A 21,161-nucleotide genomic window follows, 5' to 3' on the forward strand; every position below is an offset into this window, starting at 1 on the left:
TAACGGATTGTAGAATTGCTTACTACATTTTTCATAAATTTGAACAGTTTTTATGTTGAATTAAAAACACGCTGCCTCATCCGGTAATTAGCGTTACGGAAGGATTTGACAGCAAAACAAGTGACCGGTTATGTTAGCGCATAACCGGTTTTTTTATAGATGCATAGATGAAATACTCATTGTTCTTTTTCTCGTACGACAGGCGGTGTACGAGGCATAATGCGTCCAATACGGCTGTTAATGTATGACTCCTGGTAAAATCACCTGAAACGCGATACTGTTGCAATGCCGGTGTTGCCAGCCGGATATGCACCTGGTAGCGGTTTTCGAGTGCTTCTACCACTTCTTTCATGCTGTTCTGATGAAATACCAGCGCTCCATCCCACCAGGAAGTAGTGATGTTGGCAGGTTGGAAAAATGTGCGCACGTTATTGTTGCTGGTATTTATTTCAATGCCCTGCTCCGGCAGCAATAAGCGGCTGCTATCGGGAGAACTATCCACATTGGTGGCCACCTTTACCTTTCCGGATTTCACTACAATTTTCACCGTACTTACACTTTGGGTAATACGGATATTAAAAGAAGTACCCAATACAGTAGTGGCGGTTTTATTGGCATATACCACAAAGGGATGCCCTATACTTTTCTTCACGTCAAAAAATGCTTCTCCGGCGTCCAGAAATACTTCGCGGACACTTTTATCAAAGGGCATATTATAATATAAACTACCGGATCGGTTGAGCATCACTACTGAACTATCAGGCAATATTACTTTACGGATAGCATGGGTAGCTTCCACCCTCACCCGGTATTGTATTGCCGGTGATGGCTCGTTTGCTGCTACGGGCGCTCGTTTGGTTGTAGTACTATGCCGGTAATAAAATAAAGACAGGATACCTATGCAGAATATAACCGCTACGGCTATACGCTGAATCCATGGCATTATACGTCTAACCCTGGTTATTGATGTTTGTTCTTCCGGCTGTTGTAAATACGCCTGATCCTTGAAACCTTCCTGATCCGGCACAGGGGCTTCTTCCCTGCCTGATTCCTGTACATGGCCGTTGTGCTGCCGCAGATGCTGTAACATATCTGTCCGGACGGTTTCCATTTCAGCCGCTGTAAGGTCTACCGGATTATCTTCCGTGGCGGCGAGCCATGCTTCAATCATAGCCTGATCTATGGCGCTGGCTTCTCCTTTCAGATAGCGTTCAACAATACTTTTGAATTCGGATGTACTCATACTATAGTGAAGCGACAAAATCAAGCACGTAGTACCATCCCGGAATGTTAACTAAATGTTAAGGAAGTAAATGATCCCTGGAAACAACAGCGGGATCACGGTAGCCTCTTTTAAATGCATACGCAGGCGTAGCAAGGCTTTGGATAATTGATTTTTCACGGTTTGCTCAGACAAACCCAATTGCTGTGCGATGTCTGCAACAGATTTATGTTGCTGCCGGCTCAACAAATAAATTTCCTTCATTTTAGCAGGCAAATTATTCACGGCAATTGACAAGGCATGCTGCAGCTCCTTCTCGCTTAATAAGTCCACTGTAGTGGCTCCTTCTACCGGCAAAGGCATTAAATCCATTGCTTCGCTCCCGGAAGTCTTCCTGGCGGCCGCTATTTTTTTCAATAGTTCATATCGTACTGCCGTAAAAAGATAGGTACGCAGTGACGCGGTTAATTGCAGGGTACTTCTTCGTTTCCACAGGTTAATAAAAACATCCTGCACTGCATCTTTAGATTCCTCCTTATTCTTCAATCGCTTATAGGCGAAAAGAAAAAGCGGTTGCCAATACCGGTTATACAATACTTCGTACGCAGCTCCGTCATCGGCTGCAACAAGTTGTAATAATTCGGTTTCGGCTAAGTTTTCGTATTTCATTCCAGCAATAAAAATATGGACAGGCGCAAATTAAACATCCCTATTAAGATACTGTTTTATTTAATTGTTAAGAGAAAATATGCGGGAAAATAAAGACCTGTTCTTCATAGCACAAAAAAAGCGGATAGCTACTGCTATCCGCCTCATATATTTATCCGACTTGATGATTAGAACAATTCTCCCTGTCCACCTGCCGGGCCTTCTTCATTTGGATCCGGATCTTCATCTTCAGACAATAATTCCGCACTAATCAGATCATCACCTGCAATCCTTGTTCCTACTGCTTTCCAGCCGGTTACTTCCACAAACTCGGAGAGGTCTATTTCCTCTTCTTCCGGACTCCGCTTCTTGCCGGTTTTCAGCAATACTATGGGCTGGGTATGGGTGGTCACCATCTCCAGGTAGTTGGACGCACCTTCTTTAATGAAGAGGAATTTATTATTCAATGTTTGCGTTTCAATCCTGAAACGTTTTACATTAAATTGCTTTTTATCTGCATCAAAATAAATGGCGGTCACCGTTTTTTCCGGGTTGAATTTCTCAATGTATACTACATCACCGGATTCGTAACGATTGGTAAGATCATAGTTGGTGAGCTCATAGCTACCATTCTTAAAGGCAACAAAGATTTTGTCTTCCCCTTCAAATGCACCGATATATACACCACGCTCTTCCGTATTTAAACGACCGGTTTCCGTATCATACCAGATCTTTTGTCCTGCCAGTGTAGATACGCCTTTCTCTTTGAATTTCACGCCACGGATCGGATACTTCGTTACCACGTTACCCATGGAGCTACGTCCTTTGATAGCAATGGTTTCGAAAAACAGGTCAAATTCCTTGTTACGTGCGCTACAGTTAGGACTGAGTTTGATTGTTACTATTTCCGCTTCACCATTAGGGTTGGAGGAGAAATACTGCACCTTGGAGTTTTTCTCGCCTTTATGTGCCAGCTCGTATTCTTTGTCGCGGGTAACACCTGTTACATTGAAACGCTTGGCATAGCTCACGCCGGTTTTACCTTCCACATAAATCATGTTGTAGGTAGTACGTTCATCATTTTTGCGGAATATATCCACGTGAATGATATCCTTACCCACAAAAGTTTTATCGGCCACTTTCGTCACCAGCATTTTACCATCCCGGCGGAATACGATGATGCTATCAAGGTCAGAACAATCTGCCACAAACTCATCTTTCTTCAGGGAGGTACCAATGAAACCATCTGCACGGTTCACATATATTTTGGTATTGGCAATCGCTACCTGAGCCACCTGTATGGTATCAAAAGTTTTGATAACTGTTTTACGTTCACGGCCTTTACCATATTTCTTCAGCAGGTTATCATAGTAAGCAACAGTGTAATCTACCAGGTTAGCCAGGTGATTCTTTACTTCCTTGATTTCAGCTTCAATATTTTTGATCTGTTCGTTCAGTTCATTGATATCGAGACGGTAAATTCTACGTACAGGCTTCTCCGTTAATTTCACAATATCTTCGCGGGTAATTTCACGCTTCAATTGCTTTTTGTACGGATTAAATCCTTTATCAATAGCTACCAGTACAGCTTCCCAGTCTTTGTGTTTCTGCTCCAGTTCCTTGTAGATCCCTTTTTCGAAGAAGATCTTTTCCAGGGAGGTGTAGTGCCATTTTTCCTGTAACTCCGACAGCTTGATTTCCAGTTCCTGTTTCAGCAGGTCTTTGGTATAATCAGCGGAAGATTTCAGCAAATCAGAAGCGGTGAGGAATTGCGGCTTATCGTTTACAATTACGCAGGCATTCGGAGAGATAGATATTTCACAATCAGTGAATGCGTACAATGCGTCGATGGTAATATCCGGAGAAATACCCGGTGCCAGCTGCACTTCAATTTCCACTTCAGCGGCAGTATTATCCACCACTTTCTTGACCTTGATTTTACCGCTGTCATTCGCTTTCACAATAGACTCCATCAACTGGGTAGTGGTGATACCATGAGGTACATCCTTTATCAGCAGGGTCTTTTTATCTTTCTCTTCAATATGCGCACGTACACGTACTTTACCGCCACGTTTACCATCGTTGTAGCTGGCTACATCCACCATACCACCAGTCGTAAAATCGGGGAACAGTTCAAACTTTTTGCCCCGGAGATACTTCACAGAAGCATCTATCAGTTCTATAAAGTTGTGCGGTAATATTTTGGTAGATAAACCTACGGCGATACCCTCTGCTCCCTGTGCCAGTAGCAGCGGGAACTTCATAGGTAATGCGAGCGGTTCATTTTTACGGCCATCGTAGCTGAGCTGCCAGGAAGTCGTTTTAGGATTAAATGCTACGTCCAGTGCAAACTTCGACAAGCGCGCCTCAATGTACCTGGCCGCCGCCGCATCATCACCTGTTCTTACATCGCCCCAGTTACCCTGTGTTTCAATAAGCAGATCCTTTTGCCCCAGGTTCACAATAGCATCGCTGATGGAAGCATCCCCGTGCGGGTGATACTGCATCGTTTGCCCGATGACGTTAGCCACTTTATTAAAACGGCCATCATCCATTTCTTTCATGGCGTGCAGGATACGACGCTGTACGGGCTTCAACCCATCTTCCATGCTGGGCACTGCCCGCTCCAGGATTACATAAGAAGCGTAATCCAGGAACCAGCTCTCATACATGCCTCCAACGTGGATGACATTGTGCAGAGATTCGTCTGATGTTTTATTTTCCATGTCCATGTATAATACACTTACGGTTTTACGTTAATCATTTTTTCAAAATCCTCCCTCCATATACGTACACTGTCCTTTTGTACATCTTCCAGAGAGTTTAATTCAATAAAGCAACAATCAGTAACAGCAATCAGTTGATGCCATACATTCACCGGCACTTCTACCCTGGCCGGTGCAGTTACTTCCGTTACCACTATTTCGTTTCCTCCCAGCGGGCACCAGTGAATAGCTGCATTGCCGGTAAAAAGATACAGTACTTCCGGATTCTTATTGTCACTTTTACCTTCATGGTAATGCTGGCCACTACTGCTACCGGCATTACGGTAACATACCAGGAAATCTCCTGTGCGGTTGCAATTCCAGAAATAACCGCTGCCGCGGTCATCTGCTCCCAACAGGTCAAGGGATGTTACCTTTATCATAGGGTAGTTGGATTTTCGGTGTTGTCCGTACTCGTTGCGTTATCTGTACTTTCTCCAGGTAACTTCACTTCAAAATCACGGATGGTTTTCAGTTCTCCTCTGCTTTCCAGTTTACCTTCGCGGATCAGCTCTTTCAGCCTCCAGCCCAGGAACTGGTCCATCACAGGGTATTTCAGTTTACCGGTTACCTGTTGTACAATCCGCCATGCTTTCACAAATTCTTTTCCACTCTGCGTTTGCAGCTCTTTATCGTAAAACAGGGTAGGCTCTCCTTTTATCTTTTTACCACCTTCCAGTAAACGGATACCGGCGTTTTCATTCATCAGGCGATGCCATTCATCTCCATCCAGCTCATATTCTGCCAGTGAAATAGGGCGCGCCAGTTTCTTGGCCTTCAGGAATTCCTTGGGCAATATCTGGTGCAGATGAGTAGGATAAAACACGGCTCCCTTCTCATTGAGGAAAGGCAGGTTATTGAGGTAGATAATATGTATGCGTCCTGCAAAATCATACAGCTGACTCACCAGCCAGTAATAGCCGCATACATCCCGGGCATTTTGTCCTGCCCAGATCCATACTTCCTGTTCGGGGTCTTCCTTCAGCTGTGCTTTCAGGGTGTTGAAACGGTCAGCATCTTCCGGATCCTCATCGGTACCAGGCGCCACTACAGGTGCCGGCTCTTCCTCCGCAGGTGTTGGTAACGGTGATATTCCCGCCAGCTGTAGCCAGAACTGTTTACGTCCGGCCCGGCCCTCTTTGGTGTCCAGTATGAACAAGGGTCCAACCGACAGATCATCTTCAAAACAAAGAATGTCTCCGCTCATTTTCTCATCCATCGCTATCGCTTCACCCAGCACAGGAACCGAAGACTGACCAAAAACAATGTGTATTAAGCCCATACCTTGAAATTAATTACGAATTACAAATTACGAATTACGATCATCCGCAAAGATCTTTGAGTATAATCGTAATTCGTAATTTGAAATTCGTAATTCTTTTTATATCGTTTCTTCAACTAAATCCTTTTCATACCGCAGGTTATTAATAATAAACTCCTGGCGGGTCTGGGTATTTTTACCCATATAATATTCCAGCAACTTCTGGACATGAATATCTTTCGATAAAATGATCGGCTCAATACGGATATCTTCTCCAATGAAACGGCCAAATTCGTCAGGAGAAATTTCGCCCAAACCTTTAAAGCGGGTGATCTCCGGTTTGTTGCCCAGTTTCTTCACTGCTTTTTGCTTCTCCTCTTCTGTATAACAGTAAATAGTCTGTTGCTTGTTACGAACACGGAACAACGGTGTTTCCAGGATATATACATGCCCGTTCTTCACCAGGTCTGGGAAGAACTGCAGGAAGAAAGTCAGCAGCAGTAAACGGATGTGCATTCCATCTACGTCGGCATCGGTAGCTACCACAATGTTATTGTAGCGCAGTCCTTCCATCCCTTCTTCAATATTCAGCGCATGTTGCAGCAGGTTGAATTCTTCGTTTTCGTATACGATCTTTTTAGTAAGACCATAGCTGTTCAGCGGTTTACCGCGCAAACTGAATACCGCCTGGGTTTCCACATTGCGGGATTTGGTAATGGAACCACTGGCGGAGTCACCTTCTGTAATAAAGATGGTCGAATCCAAACGGCGTGCTTCCTGTTCAGCTTTATCTTTTCCGGTGAGCTCATCGTTCAGGTGTAAGCGGCAGTCACGCAGCTTCTTGTTATGAAGATTCGCTTTCTTGGCTCTTTCGTTGGCCAGTTTCTTAATCCCTGCCAACTCTTTGCGCTCACGCTCACTTTGTTCAATACGTTTCTTCAACGCCTCTGCAATAGCCGGATTACGGTGTAGGTAATCATCCAGGTGTTTGGACATGAATTCCAGTATAAACGCCTTTACGGAAGGACCACCTTCAGAAATTACCTGGGAACCCAGTTTAGTTTTTGTTTGTGATTCAAATACCGGCTCCTGCACACGAATGGAAACAGCAGCACAAATAGACGCCCTGATATCAGTGGCTTCATAATCCTTTTTATAAAAGTCGCGCACTGTTTTCACAAATGCCTCGCGGAAAGCAGCCAGGTGCGTACCACCCTGGGTAGTATGCTGCCCGTTCACAAATGAATAATACTCTTCTCCGTACTGACTTTCATGGGTGATGGCAACTTCAATATCTTCTCCTTTCAGGTGAATGATCGGATAGCGAAGGTCTTCTTCATTGGTTTTACGCTGTAACAGGTCCAGCAAACCATTCTTTGAAATATATTTCTTTCCGTTAAAGCTAACAGTCAGACCAGCATTCAAAAAGCAATAGTTCCAGATCTGGTTCTCCAGGAATTCCGGTATAAAGCGATAGTTTTTAAATACGGTATCATCTGGCGTAAAAGTTACCAGGGTGCCATTGGGCTCTGTGGTAGCAGTTTCCTTATGTTCTTTTGTGAGTACTCCTCTTTCAAATTCGGCTACTTTCATGCGGCCGTCACGAACGGATTGTACGCGGAAATAGCTGGACAGTGCATTCACTGCTTTGGTACCCACTCCGTTCAATCCTACTGATTTCTGGAAAGCCTTGCTGTCGTATTTAGCACCGGTATTAATCTTACTCACTACATCCACCACTTTTCCCAATGGAATGCCCCTTCCAAAATCACGGATGGTGACATGATGTTCTGTAACCTTGATATCTACCTGTTTACCAAAGCCCATGGTATGCTCATCAATACAGTTATCTGTTACCTCTTTGAGCAGGATATAAATACCATCATCCATGCTTGATCCATCTCCCAGCTTACCAATGTACATACCAGGCCGGAGGCGGATATGCTCCCGCCAGTCCAACGACCGTATGGAGTCTTCCGTATAGGAAGCAAATAGATCTTTGTTATCCGTTTTGTCCGTGTTTGCCATAATATATTAAAATTTCCTAAATATTATTATTTCGTGGGTTAATCAATGATCTGCAAGGATACTAAATCTTTTAGCAAAATCAGATTGCTGGCAAAAATAAAGGATTCATTGAATCATCCCAAGTATAAGTTATGCACTATGCTTACATTATTGAAAGCCAATAAATTAAGACTTATGAAAATTGTATTTTTGGGAGATTTTAGCCTATCCAGGGCATTTTCCGGGGAGATCACATGAAAATGGTATAAAAAAATTTATGTGAAATTAAACTTATATCAATAAAATAATTATATTTACATAAGTCAACTTTTAAGAGATATCCTAACCTAATCCTTATGAAAATACTATTTCTAATCCTGCTATCAGCAGTTATTCTGGTAGCGCTCGCAGCTACTTACTTCATCAAAAAAGAACAGGATAATCGTATCGGCAACAAATTTCTCACCCTTATCCGGAAATTTGATTCGTGGCAGATGATGCGATAATCAACTTATTACAACTTTACAAACGGCTTTACAACAATATTCACAACTAGTCACATCAGCCTGGCAATAGCCATCAGGGAGTATTATGTCTTATACTTAAATGTATTAACCTATTAACCGTATAATCCCTATCCTATGAAAACTGGTTTATTATTTAAACTCGCCTGTCTGTTGATTGCTGCTGTGGTATTGTCTATACACTTGCTGAAAAAGAGCGTAAAACTAAAAGCATAAAGCTAAAAGCGATTGAAGCGAATGATGATAATCATTGTATAATTATGTTTTTCATCATTCGCTTCAATCGCTTTTAGCTTTATGCCTCTAGCTTTATTTTTTGCACTATCTGTTGTAATACTTATTCACTGCATCCGTACGGCTCCGTACATGCAGCTTTTCGTAGATGTTGTGTACATGTCGTCTTACCGTTTCAATACTGATAAACAGATTGCTGGCAATTTCCTTGTACAGATATCCTTTGGAAAGTTGATCCAGGATTTCTTTTTCACGGGTAGTTAATGCCTCGAGTGCTGGATTTGGTTTTGCCTGTTTCTGGAAAAACGCTACCACCCTTCTGGCTATCTGCGAACTCATCGGAGAACCTCCATCGTATAAATCACGAATGGCTTCGAGCAATTCACCCGGAGATGTTTTCTTGAGAATATATCCACTCGCACCGGCTTCCAACGCCATGAAGATCTTATCATCATCTTCATAAACGGTCAGCATCATAAATTGCATGTCGGGATGTTCCCGTTTCAACTGCGCAATACATTCAATACCATTCATACCACCCGGCAGGTTGAAATCCATCAGCACTACATTTGGCATCAATTGAGGGATCTGTTCTACTGCGGTTTCTGCATTATTAAAAGTCCCTACACAGGCATAACCGTCAGAACCATTAATCAGCAATTCCATAGCCGTGCGGATATCATGATTATCTTCTACTATCGCAATAGTGATAGTGTCCATGTTATCCTGGGACTTCTTCTTTGAGTATACCGTCATGTTTAAAGGAATTATAACACTTAAATGTTATTAAAAACAAATGTATGTCAATTTAGTGGGATATCGAGAAAAACTATTGTTCCATTGTTCGAGGAAATATCCGCATTACCCCCTACAGATATCATTCTCTTCTGAATATTTTTCAAGCCATTACCGAATAATCTTACTTTCTCCTGGTCAAATCCTTTTCCATTGTCCTTAATCATTATTGTCATGTTCTTATGCATCTTCACTTCTACAATTACCTCTGTTGCCTTTGCATGCTTCACTACATYATGCAATGATTCTTTTACTGCCAGGTAAATATTCCTCCTGGTACCACCGCTCAGCTTAATATTAGGAATACTTTCCGGAATATAAAACTGATGTGTAATATGCGCATGCTCTAAAAACTCTGCGGCAAAACTTCTCATATAGGCGATGAGGTTAGCCAATGAGTCATTGGAAGAACTCATTGCCCAGATGATCTCACTCATTTTATCTACCATCTCCCCCGCTGTTTCGGAAATACGTTCCACTTCCCGCGTTTGTGATGGATCCTGTATTTTTCGTTTCGCCACTTCGCTCAATAAACGGATAGTAGATAATCCCGAACCAAGGTCATCATGCATATCGCTGGAAATACGCGCCCGCTCCTGATCTACGGCCTGCTCTTTCTCCAGTTTTAATTTCTCATGCCGTATTTTATAATCCAGGTAAAGTGTAGAGAAATAATAGGCAATACCCAATAACAACAACAGCAATAAAAACCGGAACCATAATGACTGCCAGAATGGAATTCTGATCACAATCTCCAACGTGGTAGGAATCGTGCTCCAGATATCATCATTATTAGAACCTCTTACTTTAAAAGTATAACTGCCCGGATGCAGGTTGGTATAACGCGCCATCCTGAAAGTCCCTGCCTGTACCCAGTCTTCATCCGCTCCTTCCAGTTTATACTGTACTTTGTTCTTTAAAGGATTGGTGTACTCCAGCGGCACAAATTCTATCGCAATCGTATTCTGGTTGTAAGGCAACTCTACTTTCTTCAGCAGCGAAATGGCCGTATCCGATTCATAAGGCTTATCCAGCACTTCCATGCGCCGTATGATCACTTTGGCATTAGAGAGGTTATCCCGGAAATTTTTAGGATAAAATCCATTCACCCCACGGATCCCGCCAAAAAATAATTCGCCGTCAATAGATTTATAAAAGGCCCCGGTATTAAATTCGTTCGACTGTAAGCCATCTTCATAATTATAGGTAGTGATCTCTCCTGATAACGGATTAATCTGCGATAACCCTTTATTGTGGCTCACCCAAATTCTGTCTTTATCGTCCAGCAACACACCGTACATGTAATCGTTGATCAGTTTCGGATTGTCGTAACTGTTATAATGCTGCTTGATACGCCCGGCCTCATCTATAATAAACAATCCTTTGTTAGTGGCTACCAGTAACTCTTTATGGGCGTTCTTATTAATAGATTTCACCGTAGTACCTGATGGCAGCGGTATTGATTTCCAACGGGAATCGGATTTGTTTTTTGCATACAGCGAAGATTTCGTACCCACGTACTGGTTACCCATAAAATCTTCGTAGTAGGTAGTCAGTAATTCATCCGCAAAGTTATGGACCACCGATACTTCATACCCTTTATTGGTATCATCAAACAACAACAGATAACCACCATAGTTGAAGTACAGTTCTCCATTGGTACGTTTAAACAGGAATGGCCATGGATCCCGCTGTATTGGCAGTCCCAGCGCGGTTACTTTACTGGTGAGGTCCAGGAAAGATTTGGTTTGTACATTAAACAAACCGATGTACATGTTTGCAAAATGCAGCCATAAATGATCCGCGTTTTCACGGCAAATGGCTCCCAGGTCATTGCCCGGAAATTTACCAGGATATAATTCATTGGAAATACGTTCCAGGAATTTGCCGCCATCTTCATAAATATTCAATCCGTCGCGCATGAGGCCCACATAGAGTTTGCCGTCATCATGCTTATACACCGCCTGCACCATATTATGCGTGATGTAGGGAGACCTGTACAGATTAAATACCTTTTTATGAGGAGAATATTTTTTCAGGCCATCACCATCTGTACCTACCCACATATTGTCGGAGATATCACGATAGAGATAAGAAACATTGTTGAAAGACCTGGTTTCAAATGTATTAAAGCTGACGATATGCCGCAGAATTTCGTTGCGGGTAATACTGTAGATGAGTACTCCATCATTCCCTCCTATCCATACATTTCCAAACTGGTCCACTTCCGATACAGCGGGAATAAAGGGTTCTCCTTTTTCATTCCGCATATCAAAAGTCAGGTCACTGAACTTATTGCGTTGTTTATTGAAGATGGTAATATGCCCCGCACTCACAATGATCATAGAGTCCTTGTTCAGATTGCGGATCACCGGTTGATTACCCACCCCTGGCAAGCAATAGGTAGCCAGCCGTAAATTTTTAATATTCAGTGAAAACAACTCTCCGGGTTCCCCATTCATCCAGATAGTATTACCATCTTTCATCACGGCAGTAGGCAACACTCCTTTTTGCCGGAACTGTGGTGGATAGAGGATAATGCGCCTGATAGCGTAGGTGGTGTTATCCAATACATACAGTCCCTTCATCGGCCTCCACACCCACAATGAATTGGTAGCGGTATCCTCCCCCAGTATAGTGAACTTCACATTATTGTCGCGTTCCTGCGCATTAACATTAGAAGTGTCTTCCAGTAAGGTGCGGAAATTATTACGATACTTATCATACACACTGATCCCGTTGTTATGGGCCAGCAACATCTGTTGACGACTGTCTTTATAAAAAGTAAAACCTTTATATCCTTTGAGATCAAACCGGTTGATCACCGCGCGGTTGCCGGTAGAACCACGGGGTACCAGTTCCCCCTTGCCTTCCCCGGCTTTGTAGAGCGTACTTGGTTTATACCGGTATTCATTAAAGGTATAACCATCAAAACGATTGATGCCATCCCTGGTGGCAATCCACATAAATCCCTGGTCATCCCGCGTAATATCGAAGACGGTGCTTTGTGAAAGTCCTTCGTTAACACTATAGCTGTCGAAAATGTATGGCTTATCCTGTGCATGCAATACCCCGGGGAGAAGCCCCCATAAGCAACATAGGACGAACATTTTTAAGCGATGCGGTTGATGCACTATGATTATGTTATTGAAGTAAGCAGGTTAGGTAATCTGCAAATATATAAATCTGTACCACACTTTGTAGCAATTTTGTAATTTTCTTGCTGGTAACAGATTGGAAATAAATGATATACTCTATGAATTCAGTTAGAACAAATCCGGGCATAAGAGCCTTAGATACTTTACAGTGGCTGTTTATCGCTGGCGGGCGCAGGCGCACTGCCGGGCTGTTGGCCATGATATGCTTTTATTTAGGATATACTGTTTTACCGGCAACTGCCCAGAAAAAGGAAACAGCGTACCAGATAAACGTCATTACATCTGCGCCGGCGAAGAGCATCCGGGGCCTCAGCGTGGTAACGGATGATATTATATGGGCTTCAGGTACGGAAGGTCAGGTAGGTAAAAGTACAGATGGGGGCGCTCACTGGCAATGGACGGTGGTACCGGGTTGCGATAGCTGCAACTGGCGTTCGCTATATGCTTTTGATGCGCGTAAAGCGATTGTATTAAATGCCGGTGCTCCTGCACTTATTTTTTTAACGGAAGATGGAGGCACTTCGTGGAAGCAGGTTTACTACGACAACCGCCCGGGTATTTTCTTCGATGCCATACAGTTTTTTAATGAACAGGAAGGAATCGCTATCGGTGACCCGTTGGATAATAAATTTACTGTCATTCGTACACACAATGGTGGCCGCTCCTGGGAAGGAGATGCTACAGCTACGTTACCTGCTGCCGCCGCCGGGGAGGCGATCTTTGCGGCCAGCGGAACCAGCCTGGTCACATTACCCGGAAAGAAAGTGTATTTTGCCACCGGCGGTAATGTGGCACGACTTTTTGTATCCGGTAGTAACTGGCAAGCCTATACGATTCCGGTAGTACAGGGAAGCAGTACCACAGGCGCATTTTCCATTGCCTTCCGGGATGCCGCCACCGGCATTGCTGTAGGAGGCGACTATAAAATAGATACCGCCAGAAAAGGCAACTGTATGCTTACCAGCAATGGCGGGCGAAACTGGTACGCTCCGGTTACCCCTCCGGGCGGATACAAGTCCGGAGTGGCCTACATCTCCCCCAAAATACTGATAACTACCGGCACGTCCGGCACAGATATTTCGGAAGATGGCGGCAAAAACTGGAAAAGAGTGGGCGATGGATTTAATGTAGTTGCCAGAGCAAGAAAAGGAACGAAAGTATACCTGGCCCGAAAAGATATTGCGGTATTGGGTAACCACTAATAAAAAGGTGCTCCTGGAAAGGTGCACCTACTAAAATAGGTTAAAGCAAAAAGTAAATTTATTAATATGAAGTTAATAAGTAATTTAATCACTTTACGTTATTTTTTGCGAAGCACTGAATTTAAAGGGTAAACGCAGAAATATCAGCATCTAACGCGAATTGACTATAACTACTCTGAATTTTTATGTAATTTAAGACCATGGTAACGCATTACCAGGCATCCAGAAAAAGAGATTATGCAAGTTGAAACCTCGTCAAGTAAATACGGCGCCAAGCACTATCCCGACAGTATCAGGGAATGGAAAAAAGAAGGTAATTATTTTTGTTTTTATACTACAGAAACAATTCTCGAAATAAGGGTCATTGCCGATAAGATCATTCGCTTCAGATACGCCGCTGACGGCACTTTTCAAAGGGACTTCTCCTACGCCACCAGCGATACACTCGAGGAATCACCTATATCATTCGGTATCAAGGAATGGGAAGAAACTTTTGAGATATATACAGATGCCCTCCGGGTATTTATAGCCCGGGATAACCTGCGTATCACGATTTCTGATAAGGAAGGCAAAGTGATTAACCAGGACGAAATGGGTTTCCACTGGCAGCACTACCTGTTGAAAGGCGGTAAAATTCAATACTGCAGCAAACTCGTGCAGGAAGGAGAATGCTTTTATGGATTAGGAGATAAGCCTACCGAACTGAATCTGCGGGGCAAACGCCTGGAAAACTACGGTACAGATGCTTACGGCTATCAGAAAGATACAGACCCGCTTTACCGCAATATCCCTTTCTATTATGGACTGCATCACGGTATCGGCTACGGTATCTTCTTCGATAACACCTTCCGTACCATCTTCGATTTTGGTAAGGAAAGAGAAGATGCCTGCAGCTTCTGGGCACGTGGTGGTGAAATGAACTACTATTTCATTTACGGACCGGAACTGCTGGAAGTAGCCGAGTCCTATACTAAAATTACCGGGACACCGGAACTACCTCCCCTGTGGGCCCTGGGATATCACCAATGCCGCTGGAGTTATTACCCCGATACCAGGGTGAAAGAAATTGCCAAAGAGTTCAGAACACGTGGTATCCCCTGTGATGTCATCTACCTGGATATCGACTATATGGATGGATTCCGCTGCTTTACGTGGAATAAGGAATGGTTCCCCGATCCGGTAGGATTGATAAAGGAGCTGGCTGCAGAAGGCTTCAAAATAGTGGTGATCATTGACCCGGGTATTAAAGTGGATCCCGATTATGCCGTATATAAAGAAGGCATGAAAAACAATTACTTCTGTAAACGGGCAGACGGCGCCCTGATGGAAGGCGATGTATGGCCGGGCAAATGTGTGTTTCCTGATTATACCAATCCGGAAGTACGCGAATGGTGGAGCAGCCTGTTCAAAAGTCTGGCTGAAATCGGTGTACGTGGCGTTTGGAATGACATGAACGAGCCCGCTGTTTTTGAAATGGGCTCCTTCCCTGAAGATGTGCGCCACGACTATGATGGAGAAGAAGTAAGTCACCGCAAGGCACATAATATATATGGTCACCTGATGAGCAAGGCTACGGCTGCCGGTATGAAAAAATACCTGATGCCGCATCGCTCCTTCCTCATTACCCGCTCCTGCTATTCCGGCGCCCAGCGCTGGTCTTCCGTATGGACCGGTGACAACGTATCCAGCTGGGAACACCTGTGGCTGGCCAGCGTGCAATGCCAGCGTTTAGCCGTTTCCGGTATTTCATTTACGGGTAGCGATATTGGCGGTTTCATCGGTGAGCCCGATGGAGAACTCTATACCCGCTGGATTCAACTGGCTGTATTTCACCCATTGATGCGTACACACTCCGCCAGCAATGAAACCGGCTTTAACCAGGAGCCCTGGAGCTTTGGAACCGAGTATGAAAAAGTAGTGACTAAGTTCATTAAGCTGAGATACAAGCTGCTGCCGTATTTATATACCACCTTCTGGCAGTATGCAAACCAGGGTACGCCTATGCTGCGCCCGCTGGCCTTTGTAGCGCAACAGGATGCGGCTACCCACAACTGTTCCCACGAGTTTATGTTTGGTGATGCATTACTGATCAGCCATGTGAGCGAAAAAGGAATGAAAGAAAAAGCAGTATACCTGCCCGCAGGTAACTGGTATTATTTCTGGAATGATCTTAAATATACCGGCGCCCAGGAGGTAACAGTGAATACACCATTGGATGAAATGCCCCTGTTTGTGAAAGCAGGTGCGGTGCTGCCGCAGTACCCTGATATGCAATACACGCAGCAAACACCGGTAACAGAAATGCTCCTGCATGTTTATTACGGAGAACAGGAGGTGAAGAGTGTGCTGTATGAAGATGCAGGAGATCATTACGGCTACAAAAACGGACAATATAATGTGGTCCGCTTCAAGCAACATTCCACGCCGCAACAGTTCCATCTCAGAAAGCAGTTTTATGTTAATTATGAAACGTCCTATAAAAACCATCGCATTATCGTACATGGTTTACCGTTTCAACCTACGTCGTTGCTGGTAGACGGGCAACCTGTAGTGTTATTGCCGGAAAATCTGTTAGCAGACAGTACAGTGTCATTTGTGGTACCAAGAAGCTTTGAAGAAATTAAGATGAGTAAGGACTAAAGTGGGAAAAAAGAAAAGGCACTTCAGATAGAGATCTCGCGCCGGTTTCATAACCTATGCCAACTTTAGAGATACTAAATTAGATGCTTAATCTGAGTGTACAAAATGTCTGACGCCCGGAAAGGCATAATGAACAAAATGAATAACTTGTTAACGTTGAATTAAGAGTGTCTGACGAACATTAAAAAATAAAATCGCTGGTAACGCTTTACTGTAAAGAGTTACAGCACAGAAAATCAATTTAGCAAGTAGAACCGGAAGGGCATAAAAGCGTAAGGCGCAAAGATGATGATCACCTTTGCGCCTTACGCTTTTTGTGTGTTGATGATTGCAACACGTATTGATTGCTTATGCTTAGTAAAAAATAGAAAGGAATATAATTGATGTTAGTGCACAAAACACTAAAAAGATAAAAACTGCCCTAAACAGAATCTCCATCTTGTCCGTCGTGGTATAATCAATTCCATGTAATTCTTGCGGATTCTCCCCGTGGTTGATAATCAGGCTTTTCATACAAACAAATAATTAAAAGGATTAAACAATAAAAATCATTGTGGACTTGGGGTTCCAGAAGATCAACATCCTTTAATGAAATTACAGAAAAAAAGCTAAAATGGACAAATCTTTTTGTTCATTTTAGCTTTTTTTCTGTTCATTTTTATTCCTGTGTTTATCCTTTCTTTTTATGCTTGCCTGCATTTTCATGCGGTAGCTGTAAAACTGCTTTTTTAACAGCAGGTTGCTCATCCGTAGTACTATCTCCTAACTCGCTGGCAGTAACGGTTTCACCACGTTTGTAGTATTCCTTTACGGCCTTCCCCGTTTCCTCATCATACAATTTCCAGACACCATTGCGCACTGAATTTCCTTTACGGATAATTTCTGTAGGTGTTTCTGCATTCGTTACGGGATCAATGATCATAATCGTATCCCGCTGCCCTTCTACCTCAGTAGAAATAAACGCTCCCTCCTCACTCGGCTTTCCATTTGAATAATAGTACTTGCAATAACCATCGAGTACATTATTCTTATACGTCTCTTCCGCTATCAGGTTGCCGATGGAAGTGGTCTTCTTCCATACCCCTTCTTTACGGTCATTCTTATAAGTACCCTCCCAGGTATATCCCGGTTCTCCTCTCACCTCTCCCACTTCCTCCATCCAGTATCCCTGCTTACGATGTTGCTGATCCCGTTGATTGGATTTAACCTGTGCAAAACTGCTGCTGATCATTATAATTTGCAGCAGCATATATAAAAATCCCTTTTGTATCATCTTTGTTTCTTTAGCACAAGTTAAATATTTTATACATATAATTGAAAATCCGGACAGTGATATCTGCTATTAACGCATCACCGTCCGGATTAATTGTTATTTATGCAGTTTGATATCTCCTACCTTCGTGTCTTTACCACGTTCTACTTTCACCCCGGTAATAGTAGTGTCCTTGTAACCATTAGAGGCATTCACAAATATACTCCAGTCGCCTACTTTCAGACCACGCACTTTATAATCCCCATTTCTCCATGGCAACGCATATAAAGTGTCCTTATTGCTGTTGTAAACAGACAGCACAGGATACGCATCCCATGGTGTTACCTTACCAGAAAGACTACCCATTTTCAGAATGGTAAATACATTGATGTAAGGTCTCAGAATGAACTGTCCGTTCCAGGTTCTGATAATAGAACGCTGTATATCAAAGTCTAACCACAATTGCAGATCATCTGTACTCAGCTGGTCCCATTCATTATGACGCACTCTTACAATAATCTTTGACTGACCGGATACGGACTTCAACGGATAAGTAACACCGTCTTTTACCAGTGAGTTCTGGTTACCTACCGTGATACGGATACGTTCCATTGTTCCTTTGTGTACATTACCACCGGCCAGTAAAGTATCTGCTCCGTTACGCAAGGTCAGCAGATCATAAATGCCCGGATGAATACCCAATGAATCCCATAACTGGCAGGTATCAGGTTTGGGGTTCCTGTCGTGATCATGATCCTCATCCCACCAACATCTGTCTTTATCATCCCATCCATCATCATCCGTTTTACCACATGTATCTACCAGCACTTCAACTTTACGGATATCCAGTAATACCTTGTCGAAATAACCCGGATCATCGGAAAGGAAGAGACTTACCTTTTGCTGATTGGGTGGAATATTAGAGACGGAAGCTGAATTATCCTTTTTACAGGCTTCCATCATAGTAAAGGCAACGATTGCTGCCATCACTAAACCAAGCCCCGGCTTACGGAGAAAGTTTTTCATAAATGAATGGTTTTAAGTGTCTAATAAAAGTATGGTTCGATTCGATCTGGCTGAAAGTTCACGTCCTGTATAAAACGCCTTATGCCTGGCATTATTGCTGTTCCGGAACAGTCCGGATAATAGATGGTGCGAATTGCGGAAAGTTTAAAACAAACAAAAAATTAGCCAAAAAAAATGGGCCAGTCTCTGTGAGACCGGCCCTTACCTGGCATTAAACTTTTTCAGCATCGTAAATAGTATACTTGGCTGACCATTGACGGGTAAAGCATTTGCGGAGACAATACCCCACCAAATCGATACCCGATCCTTCAGCAATATTATTGCAGCTTCAATATCGTTGCGCCCAATGGTGGCAAACGCAAAGAAAGCGTATAGTCTCTACCGTTATAGATCTGTTGCGTTGTTTTTAAGATACCTGTGTTCACTACACCACTACCATAATACTTCGGTGCATCACTGTTGAGTACTTCTTCCCACTCTCCTCCTACAGGCAATCCTATCAGGTAATTCTCCCGCACTACCGGCGTCATATTCAACACCACCAGTAATACATCTCCCTGCTCTTTTCCTTTTCGCACATAGGCGATCACACAATTATCATAATCATTCACCGTAATCCACTCAAATCCGGCCGCATCAAATTGCTGCTCGTACAAGGCGGTGGTATTGACATACAACTGATTGAGATCTGTCACAAATGCTTTCAGTCCCTTATGCGTGGTATGTTGCATCAGGTGCCAGTCCAGCTCACCACGGTAATTCCATTCCGAAGTCTGACCAAACTCATCTCCCATAAACAGCAGCTTGRTACCGGGGTGCGTATACATATAACTATACAACAGGCGGAGATTCGCGAATTTCTGCCAGTCATCACCAGGCATTTTATACAACATTGGCGACTTCCCATGCACTACCTCATCATGACTCAGCGGCAGCATAAAGTTCTCGCCAAAGGCATACACCAAACTAAACGTCAGATCATTCTGATACCATTTACGATGTATCGGATCCTTTTTAAAATAGTCCAGCGTATCATTCATCCAGCCCATCATCCATTTCATGCCAAAGCCCAGTCCTCCCATAAACGTAGGCCTGGACACGCCATAATGCGAAGTGGAATCTTCCGCAATGGTCTGAACATCCGGAAACAGGGCATAGATCGTTTCATTCATTTTCTTCAGGAAACTGATGGCTTCCAGATTTTCATTTCCACCCAGTTCATTCGGCACCCAGGCGCCTTTTTCACGGGAATAATCCAGGTGTATCATAGAAGCAATCGCATCTACCCGCAAACCATCTGCATGGAAACGGTCGAACCAGAACACCGCATTACTCAGCAAAAAAGATCTTACCTCGTTACGCGCATAATTAAAAATATAGCTGTTCCAATCCGGATGATAACCCTTACGCATATCCGCATATTCATACACATGCGATCCGTCAAAACGATATAACCCATGCGCATCATACGGAAAATGTGAGGGTACCCAATCCAGTATCACCCCAATATCTGCCAGGTGGAATGCTTCCACCATCTCCATGAAATCCTGTGGTGTACCATGCCTGGAAGTAGGTGCAAAATAACCGGTCAGCTGATAGCCCCAGGAACCATCAAAAGGATGTTCCATTACCGGCATCAGCTCTACATGGGTAAAGCCCATTTCCTTCACGTAAGGCACCAGCATGTCAGCAATCTCCTGGTAAGAATAAACACGCTCCGGATCCGAAGGGTCCGGACGACGCCAGGAGCCCAGATGTACTTCATATACCGCAAAAGGACTGTCCAACGAATTACGCTTTGCCCGCTGACTCATCCACTTCTTGTCATCCCACTCATAATCCAGCGGATATACCACAGAAGCCGTTTTAGGACGCACTTCCCAGTAATTCGCATAAGGATCGCCTTTAATCAGCTCTTCCCCACTATGAGACCTGATAAAATATTTATAGAGAGAACCGGCTTTTACGCCAGGTACAAAACCTTCCCAGATACCGGAGCTATCCCAGCGGGGCAGCAAGGTGTGACTGTAGTGGTCCCACCCGTTAAAATCACCCATCACTGCTACAAATGCAGCATCCGGCGCCCATACGGCGAAATAAGTCCCGTTAGCACCTTCCAATTCCATAGGGTGTGCACCAAACTTTTCGTATAGCCGGTAATGTGATCCGGCCTGAAAGAGGGTAATATCACTGGAAGAAAATAGGGAAAACGGTTCAACATACTGTAAAGCGCGATTAGTATCTCCGATCATAGTAACGTGTGAATTGGGTGTCTAGATAAACAAGGTAGTTAAATTTTGGGAAAATGGCAGATACGGGGAAACAGTTATTTAAAAAGAAAAAAGGCTGCCCGGTACTTTGACAGCCTCTCTAATTGCTCACTGTTCGTGCAGATACGCCCATTTAAATAAATCAAACAAGCCAATG

At 43.6% G+C, this 21,161-nt stretch carries 15 protein-coding genes; 3 read left to right on the forward strand and 12 right to left on the reverse strand.

Features of this window, described 5'->3' with window-relative positions:
* Positions 1-133 precede the first annotated feature (133 nt).
* The 7 genes from AC1DP6_RS18260 to AC1DP6_RS18290 all read right to left on the reverse strand — a co-directional run bounded on the left by AC1DP6_RS18260 (position 134) and on the right by AC1DP6_RS18290 (position 7,887).
* Positions 134-1,243 carry a FecR family protein gene (locus AC1DP6_RS18260; RefSeq protein WP_477056119.1) on the reverse strand — a complete coding sequence of 370 codons (1,110 nt, stop codon included), beginning with the start codon at positions 1,241-1,243 and terminating at the stop codon, positions 134-136.
* Between the two features lie 51 nt (positions 1,244-1,294).
* Complete coding sequence (locus AC1DP6_RS18265; protein WP_477056120.1) at positions 1,295-1,891, reverse strand: RNA polymerase sigma factor; 597 nt, start codon at positions 1,889-1,891, stop codon at positions 1,295-1,297.
* 167 nt (positions 1,892-2,058) lie between these two features.
* Positions 2,059-4,596 (reverse strand): DNA gyrase/topoisomerase IV subunit A, encoded by a 2,538-nt coding sequence (locus AC1DP6_RS18270; RefSeq protein ID WP_477056121.1) that lies wholly within the window; start codon positions 4,594-4,596, stop codon positions 2,059-2,061.
* A gap of 17 nt (positions 4,597-4,613) precedes the next feature.
* Positions 4,614-5,018 (reverse strand): hypothetical protein, encoded by a 405-nt coding sequence (locus tag AC1DP6_RS18275; protein ID WP_477056122.1) that lies wholly within the window; start codon positions 5,016-5,018, stop codon positions 4,614-4,616.
* Complete coding sequence (locus AC1DP6_RS18280) at positions 5,015-5,917, reverse strand: DUF1835 domain-containing protein (RefSeq protein WP_477056123.1); 903 nt, start codon at positions 5,915-5,917, stop codon at positions 5,015-5,017. Before AC1DP6_RS18280 ends, AC1DP6_RS18275 begins: the two co-directional genes overlap by 4 nt.
* A 99-nt stretch (positions 5,918-6,016) precedes the next feature.
* On the reverse strand, positions 6,017-7,786 hold the full coding sequence (locus tag AC1DP6_RS18285; RefSeq protein WP_477056124.1) for a toprim domain-containing protein: 1,770 nt from the start codon (positions 7,784-7,786) through the stop codon (positions 6,017-6,019).
* Positions 7,750-7,887, reverse strand: coding sequence for a DUF3924 family protein (locus tag AC1DP6_RS18290; RefSeq protein ID WP_477056125.1), 138 nt, complete (start codon positions 7,885-7,887; stop codon positions 7,750-7,752). The genes AC1DP6_RS18285 and AC1DP6_RS18290 overlap by 37 nt, the downstream gene beginning before the upstream one ends.
* A 372-nt stretch (positions 7,888-8,259) precedes the next feature.
* Here AC1DP6_RS18290 and AC1DP6_RS18295 point away from each other — a divergent pair, with 372 nt between their 5' ends.
* On the forward strand, positions 8,260-8,409 hold the full coding sequence (locus tag AC1DP6_RS18295) for a hypothetical protein (RefSeq protein ID WP_441574014.1): 150 nt from the start codon (positions 8,260-8,262) through the stop codon (positions 8,407-8,409).
* A gap of 339 nt (positions 8,410-8,748) precedes the next feature.
* Here the strand turns inward: AC1DP6_RS18295 and AC1DP6_RS18300 are convergent, their stop codons facing one another.
* Together AC1DP6_RS18300 and AC1DP6_RS18305 are read right to left on the reverse strand one after the other, a co-directional pair.
* A complete protein-coding gene (locus AC1DP6_RS18300; protein WP_079468073.1) occupies positions 8,749-9,417 on the reverse strand; it encodes a response regulator transcription factor in 669 nt (222 codons plus the stop codon).
* A gap of 47 nt (positions 9,418-9,464) precedes the next feature.
* Positions 9,465-12,566 (reverse strand): sensor histidine kinase, encoded by a 3,102-nt coding sequence (locus AC1DP6_RS18305; RefSeq protein WP_477056126.1) that lies wholly within the window; start codon positions 12,564-12,566, stop codon positions 9,465-9,467.
* Between the two features lie 146 nt (positions 12,567-12,712).
* Between AC1DP6_RS18305 and AC1DP6_RS18310 the strand changes: the two genes are divergently transcribed.
* Together AC1DP6_RS18310 and AC1DP6_RS18315 are read left to right on the forward strand one after the other, a co-directional pair.
* On the forward strand, positions 12,713-13,816 hold the full coding sequence (locus AC1DP6_RS18310; RefSeq protein ID WP_477056127.1) for a WD40/YVTN/BNR-like repeat-containing protein: 1,104 nt from the start codon (positions 12,713-12,715) through the stop codon (positions 13,814-13,816).
* 237 nt (positions 13,817-14,053) lie between these two features.
* Positions 14,054-16,456, forward strand: coding sequence for a glycoside hydrolase family 31 protein (locus AC1DP6_RS18315; RefSeq protein ID WP_477056128.1), 2,403 nt, complete (start codon positions 14,054-14,056; stop codon positions 16,454-16,456).
* A 670-nt stretch (positions 16,457-17,126) separates the two neighbouring features.
* Here the strand turns inward: AC1DP6_RS18315 and AC1DP6_RS18320 are convergent.
* The 3 genes from AC1DP6_RS18320 to glgB all read right to left on the reverse strand — a co-directional run bounded on the left by AC1DP6_RS18320 (position 17,127) and on the right by glgB (position 20,986).
* Positions 17,127-17,705, reverse strand: a complete 579-nt coding sequence (locus AC1DP6_RS18320) for a toxin-antitoxin system YwqK family antitoxin (RefSeq protein ID WP_477056129.1) — start codon at positions 17,703-17,705, stop codon at positions 17,127-17,129.
* A 120-nt stretch (positions 17,706-17,825) separates the two neighbouring features.
* Positions 17,826-18,734, reverse strand: coding sequence for a DUF4382 domain-containing protein (locus AC1DP6_RS18325; RefSeq protein ID WP_477056130.1), 909 nt, complete (start codon positions 18,732-18,734; stop codon positions 17,826-17,828).
* Positions 18,735-19,051: 317 nt separating this feature from the next.
* Positions 19,052-20,986, reverse strand: coding sequence for a 1,4-alpha-glucan branching protein GlgB (glgB, locus tag AC1DP6_RS18330; RefSeq protein WP_477056131.1), 1,935 nt, complete (start codon positions 20,984-20,986; stop codon positions 19,052-19,054).
* Positions 20,987-21,161: the final 175 nt, after the last annotated feature.

This window comes from Chitinophaga sp. 01L420, assembly GCF_056399985.1.

Bases quoted from the DNA above. Each gene is read 5' to 3' on its own strand.
- AC1DP6_RS18310 (WP_477056127.1), top strand. From the start codon at position 12,713: ATGAATTCAGTTAGAACAAATCCGGGCATAAGAGCCTTAGATACTTTA.
- AC1DP6_RS18260 (WP_477056119.1), bottom strand. From the start codon at position 1,243: ATGAGTACATCCGAATTCAAAAGTATTGTTGAACGCTATCTGAAAGGA.
- AC1DP6_RS18280 (WP_477056123.1), bottom strand. From the start codon at position 5,917: ATGGGCTTAATACACATTGTTTTTGGTCAGTCTTCGGTTCCTGTGCTG.
- AC1DP6_RS18295 (WP_441574014.1), top strand. From the start codon at position 8,260: ATGAAAATACTATTTCTAATCCTGCTATCAGCAGTTATTCTGGTAGCG.
- AC1DP6_RS18285 (WP_477056124.1), bottom strand. From the start codon at position 7,786: ATGGATGATGGTATTTATATCCTGCTCAAAGAGGTAACAGATAACTGT.
- AC1DP6_RS18300 (WP_079468073.1), bottom strand. From the start codon at position 9,417: ATGACGGTATACTCAAAGAAGAAGTCCCAGGATAACATGGACACTATC.
- AC1DP6_RS18325 (WP_477056130.1), bottom strand. From the start codon at position 18,734: ATGAAAAACTTTCTCCGTAAGCCGGGGCTTGGTTTAGTGATGGCAGCA.
- AC1DP6_RS18270 (WP_477056121.1), bottom strand. From the start codon at position 4,596: ATGGAAAATAAAACATCAGACGAATCTCTGCACAATGTCATCCACGTT.
- AC1DP6_RS18265 (WP_477056120.1), bottom strand. From the start codon at position 1,891: ATGAAATACGAAAACTTAGCCGAAACCGAATTATTACAACTTGTTGCA.
- AC1DP6_RS18315 (WP_477056128.1), top strand. From the start codon at position 14,054: ATGCAAGTTGAAACCTCGTCAAGTAAATACGGCGCCAAGCACTATCCC.
- AC1DP6_RS18275 (WP_477056122.1), bottom strand. From the start codon at position 5,018: ATGATAAAGGTAACATCCCTTGACCTGTTGGGAGCAGATGACCGCGGC.
- AC1DP6_RS18320 (WP_477056129.1), bottom strand. From the start codon at position 17,705: ATGCTGCTGCAAATTATAATGATCAGCAGCAGTTTTGCACAGGTTAAA.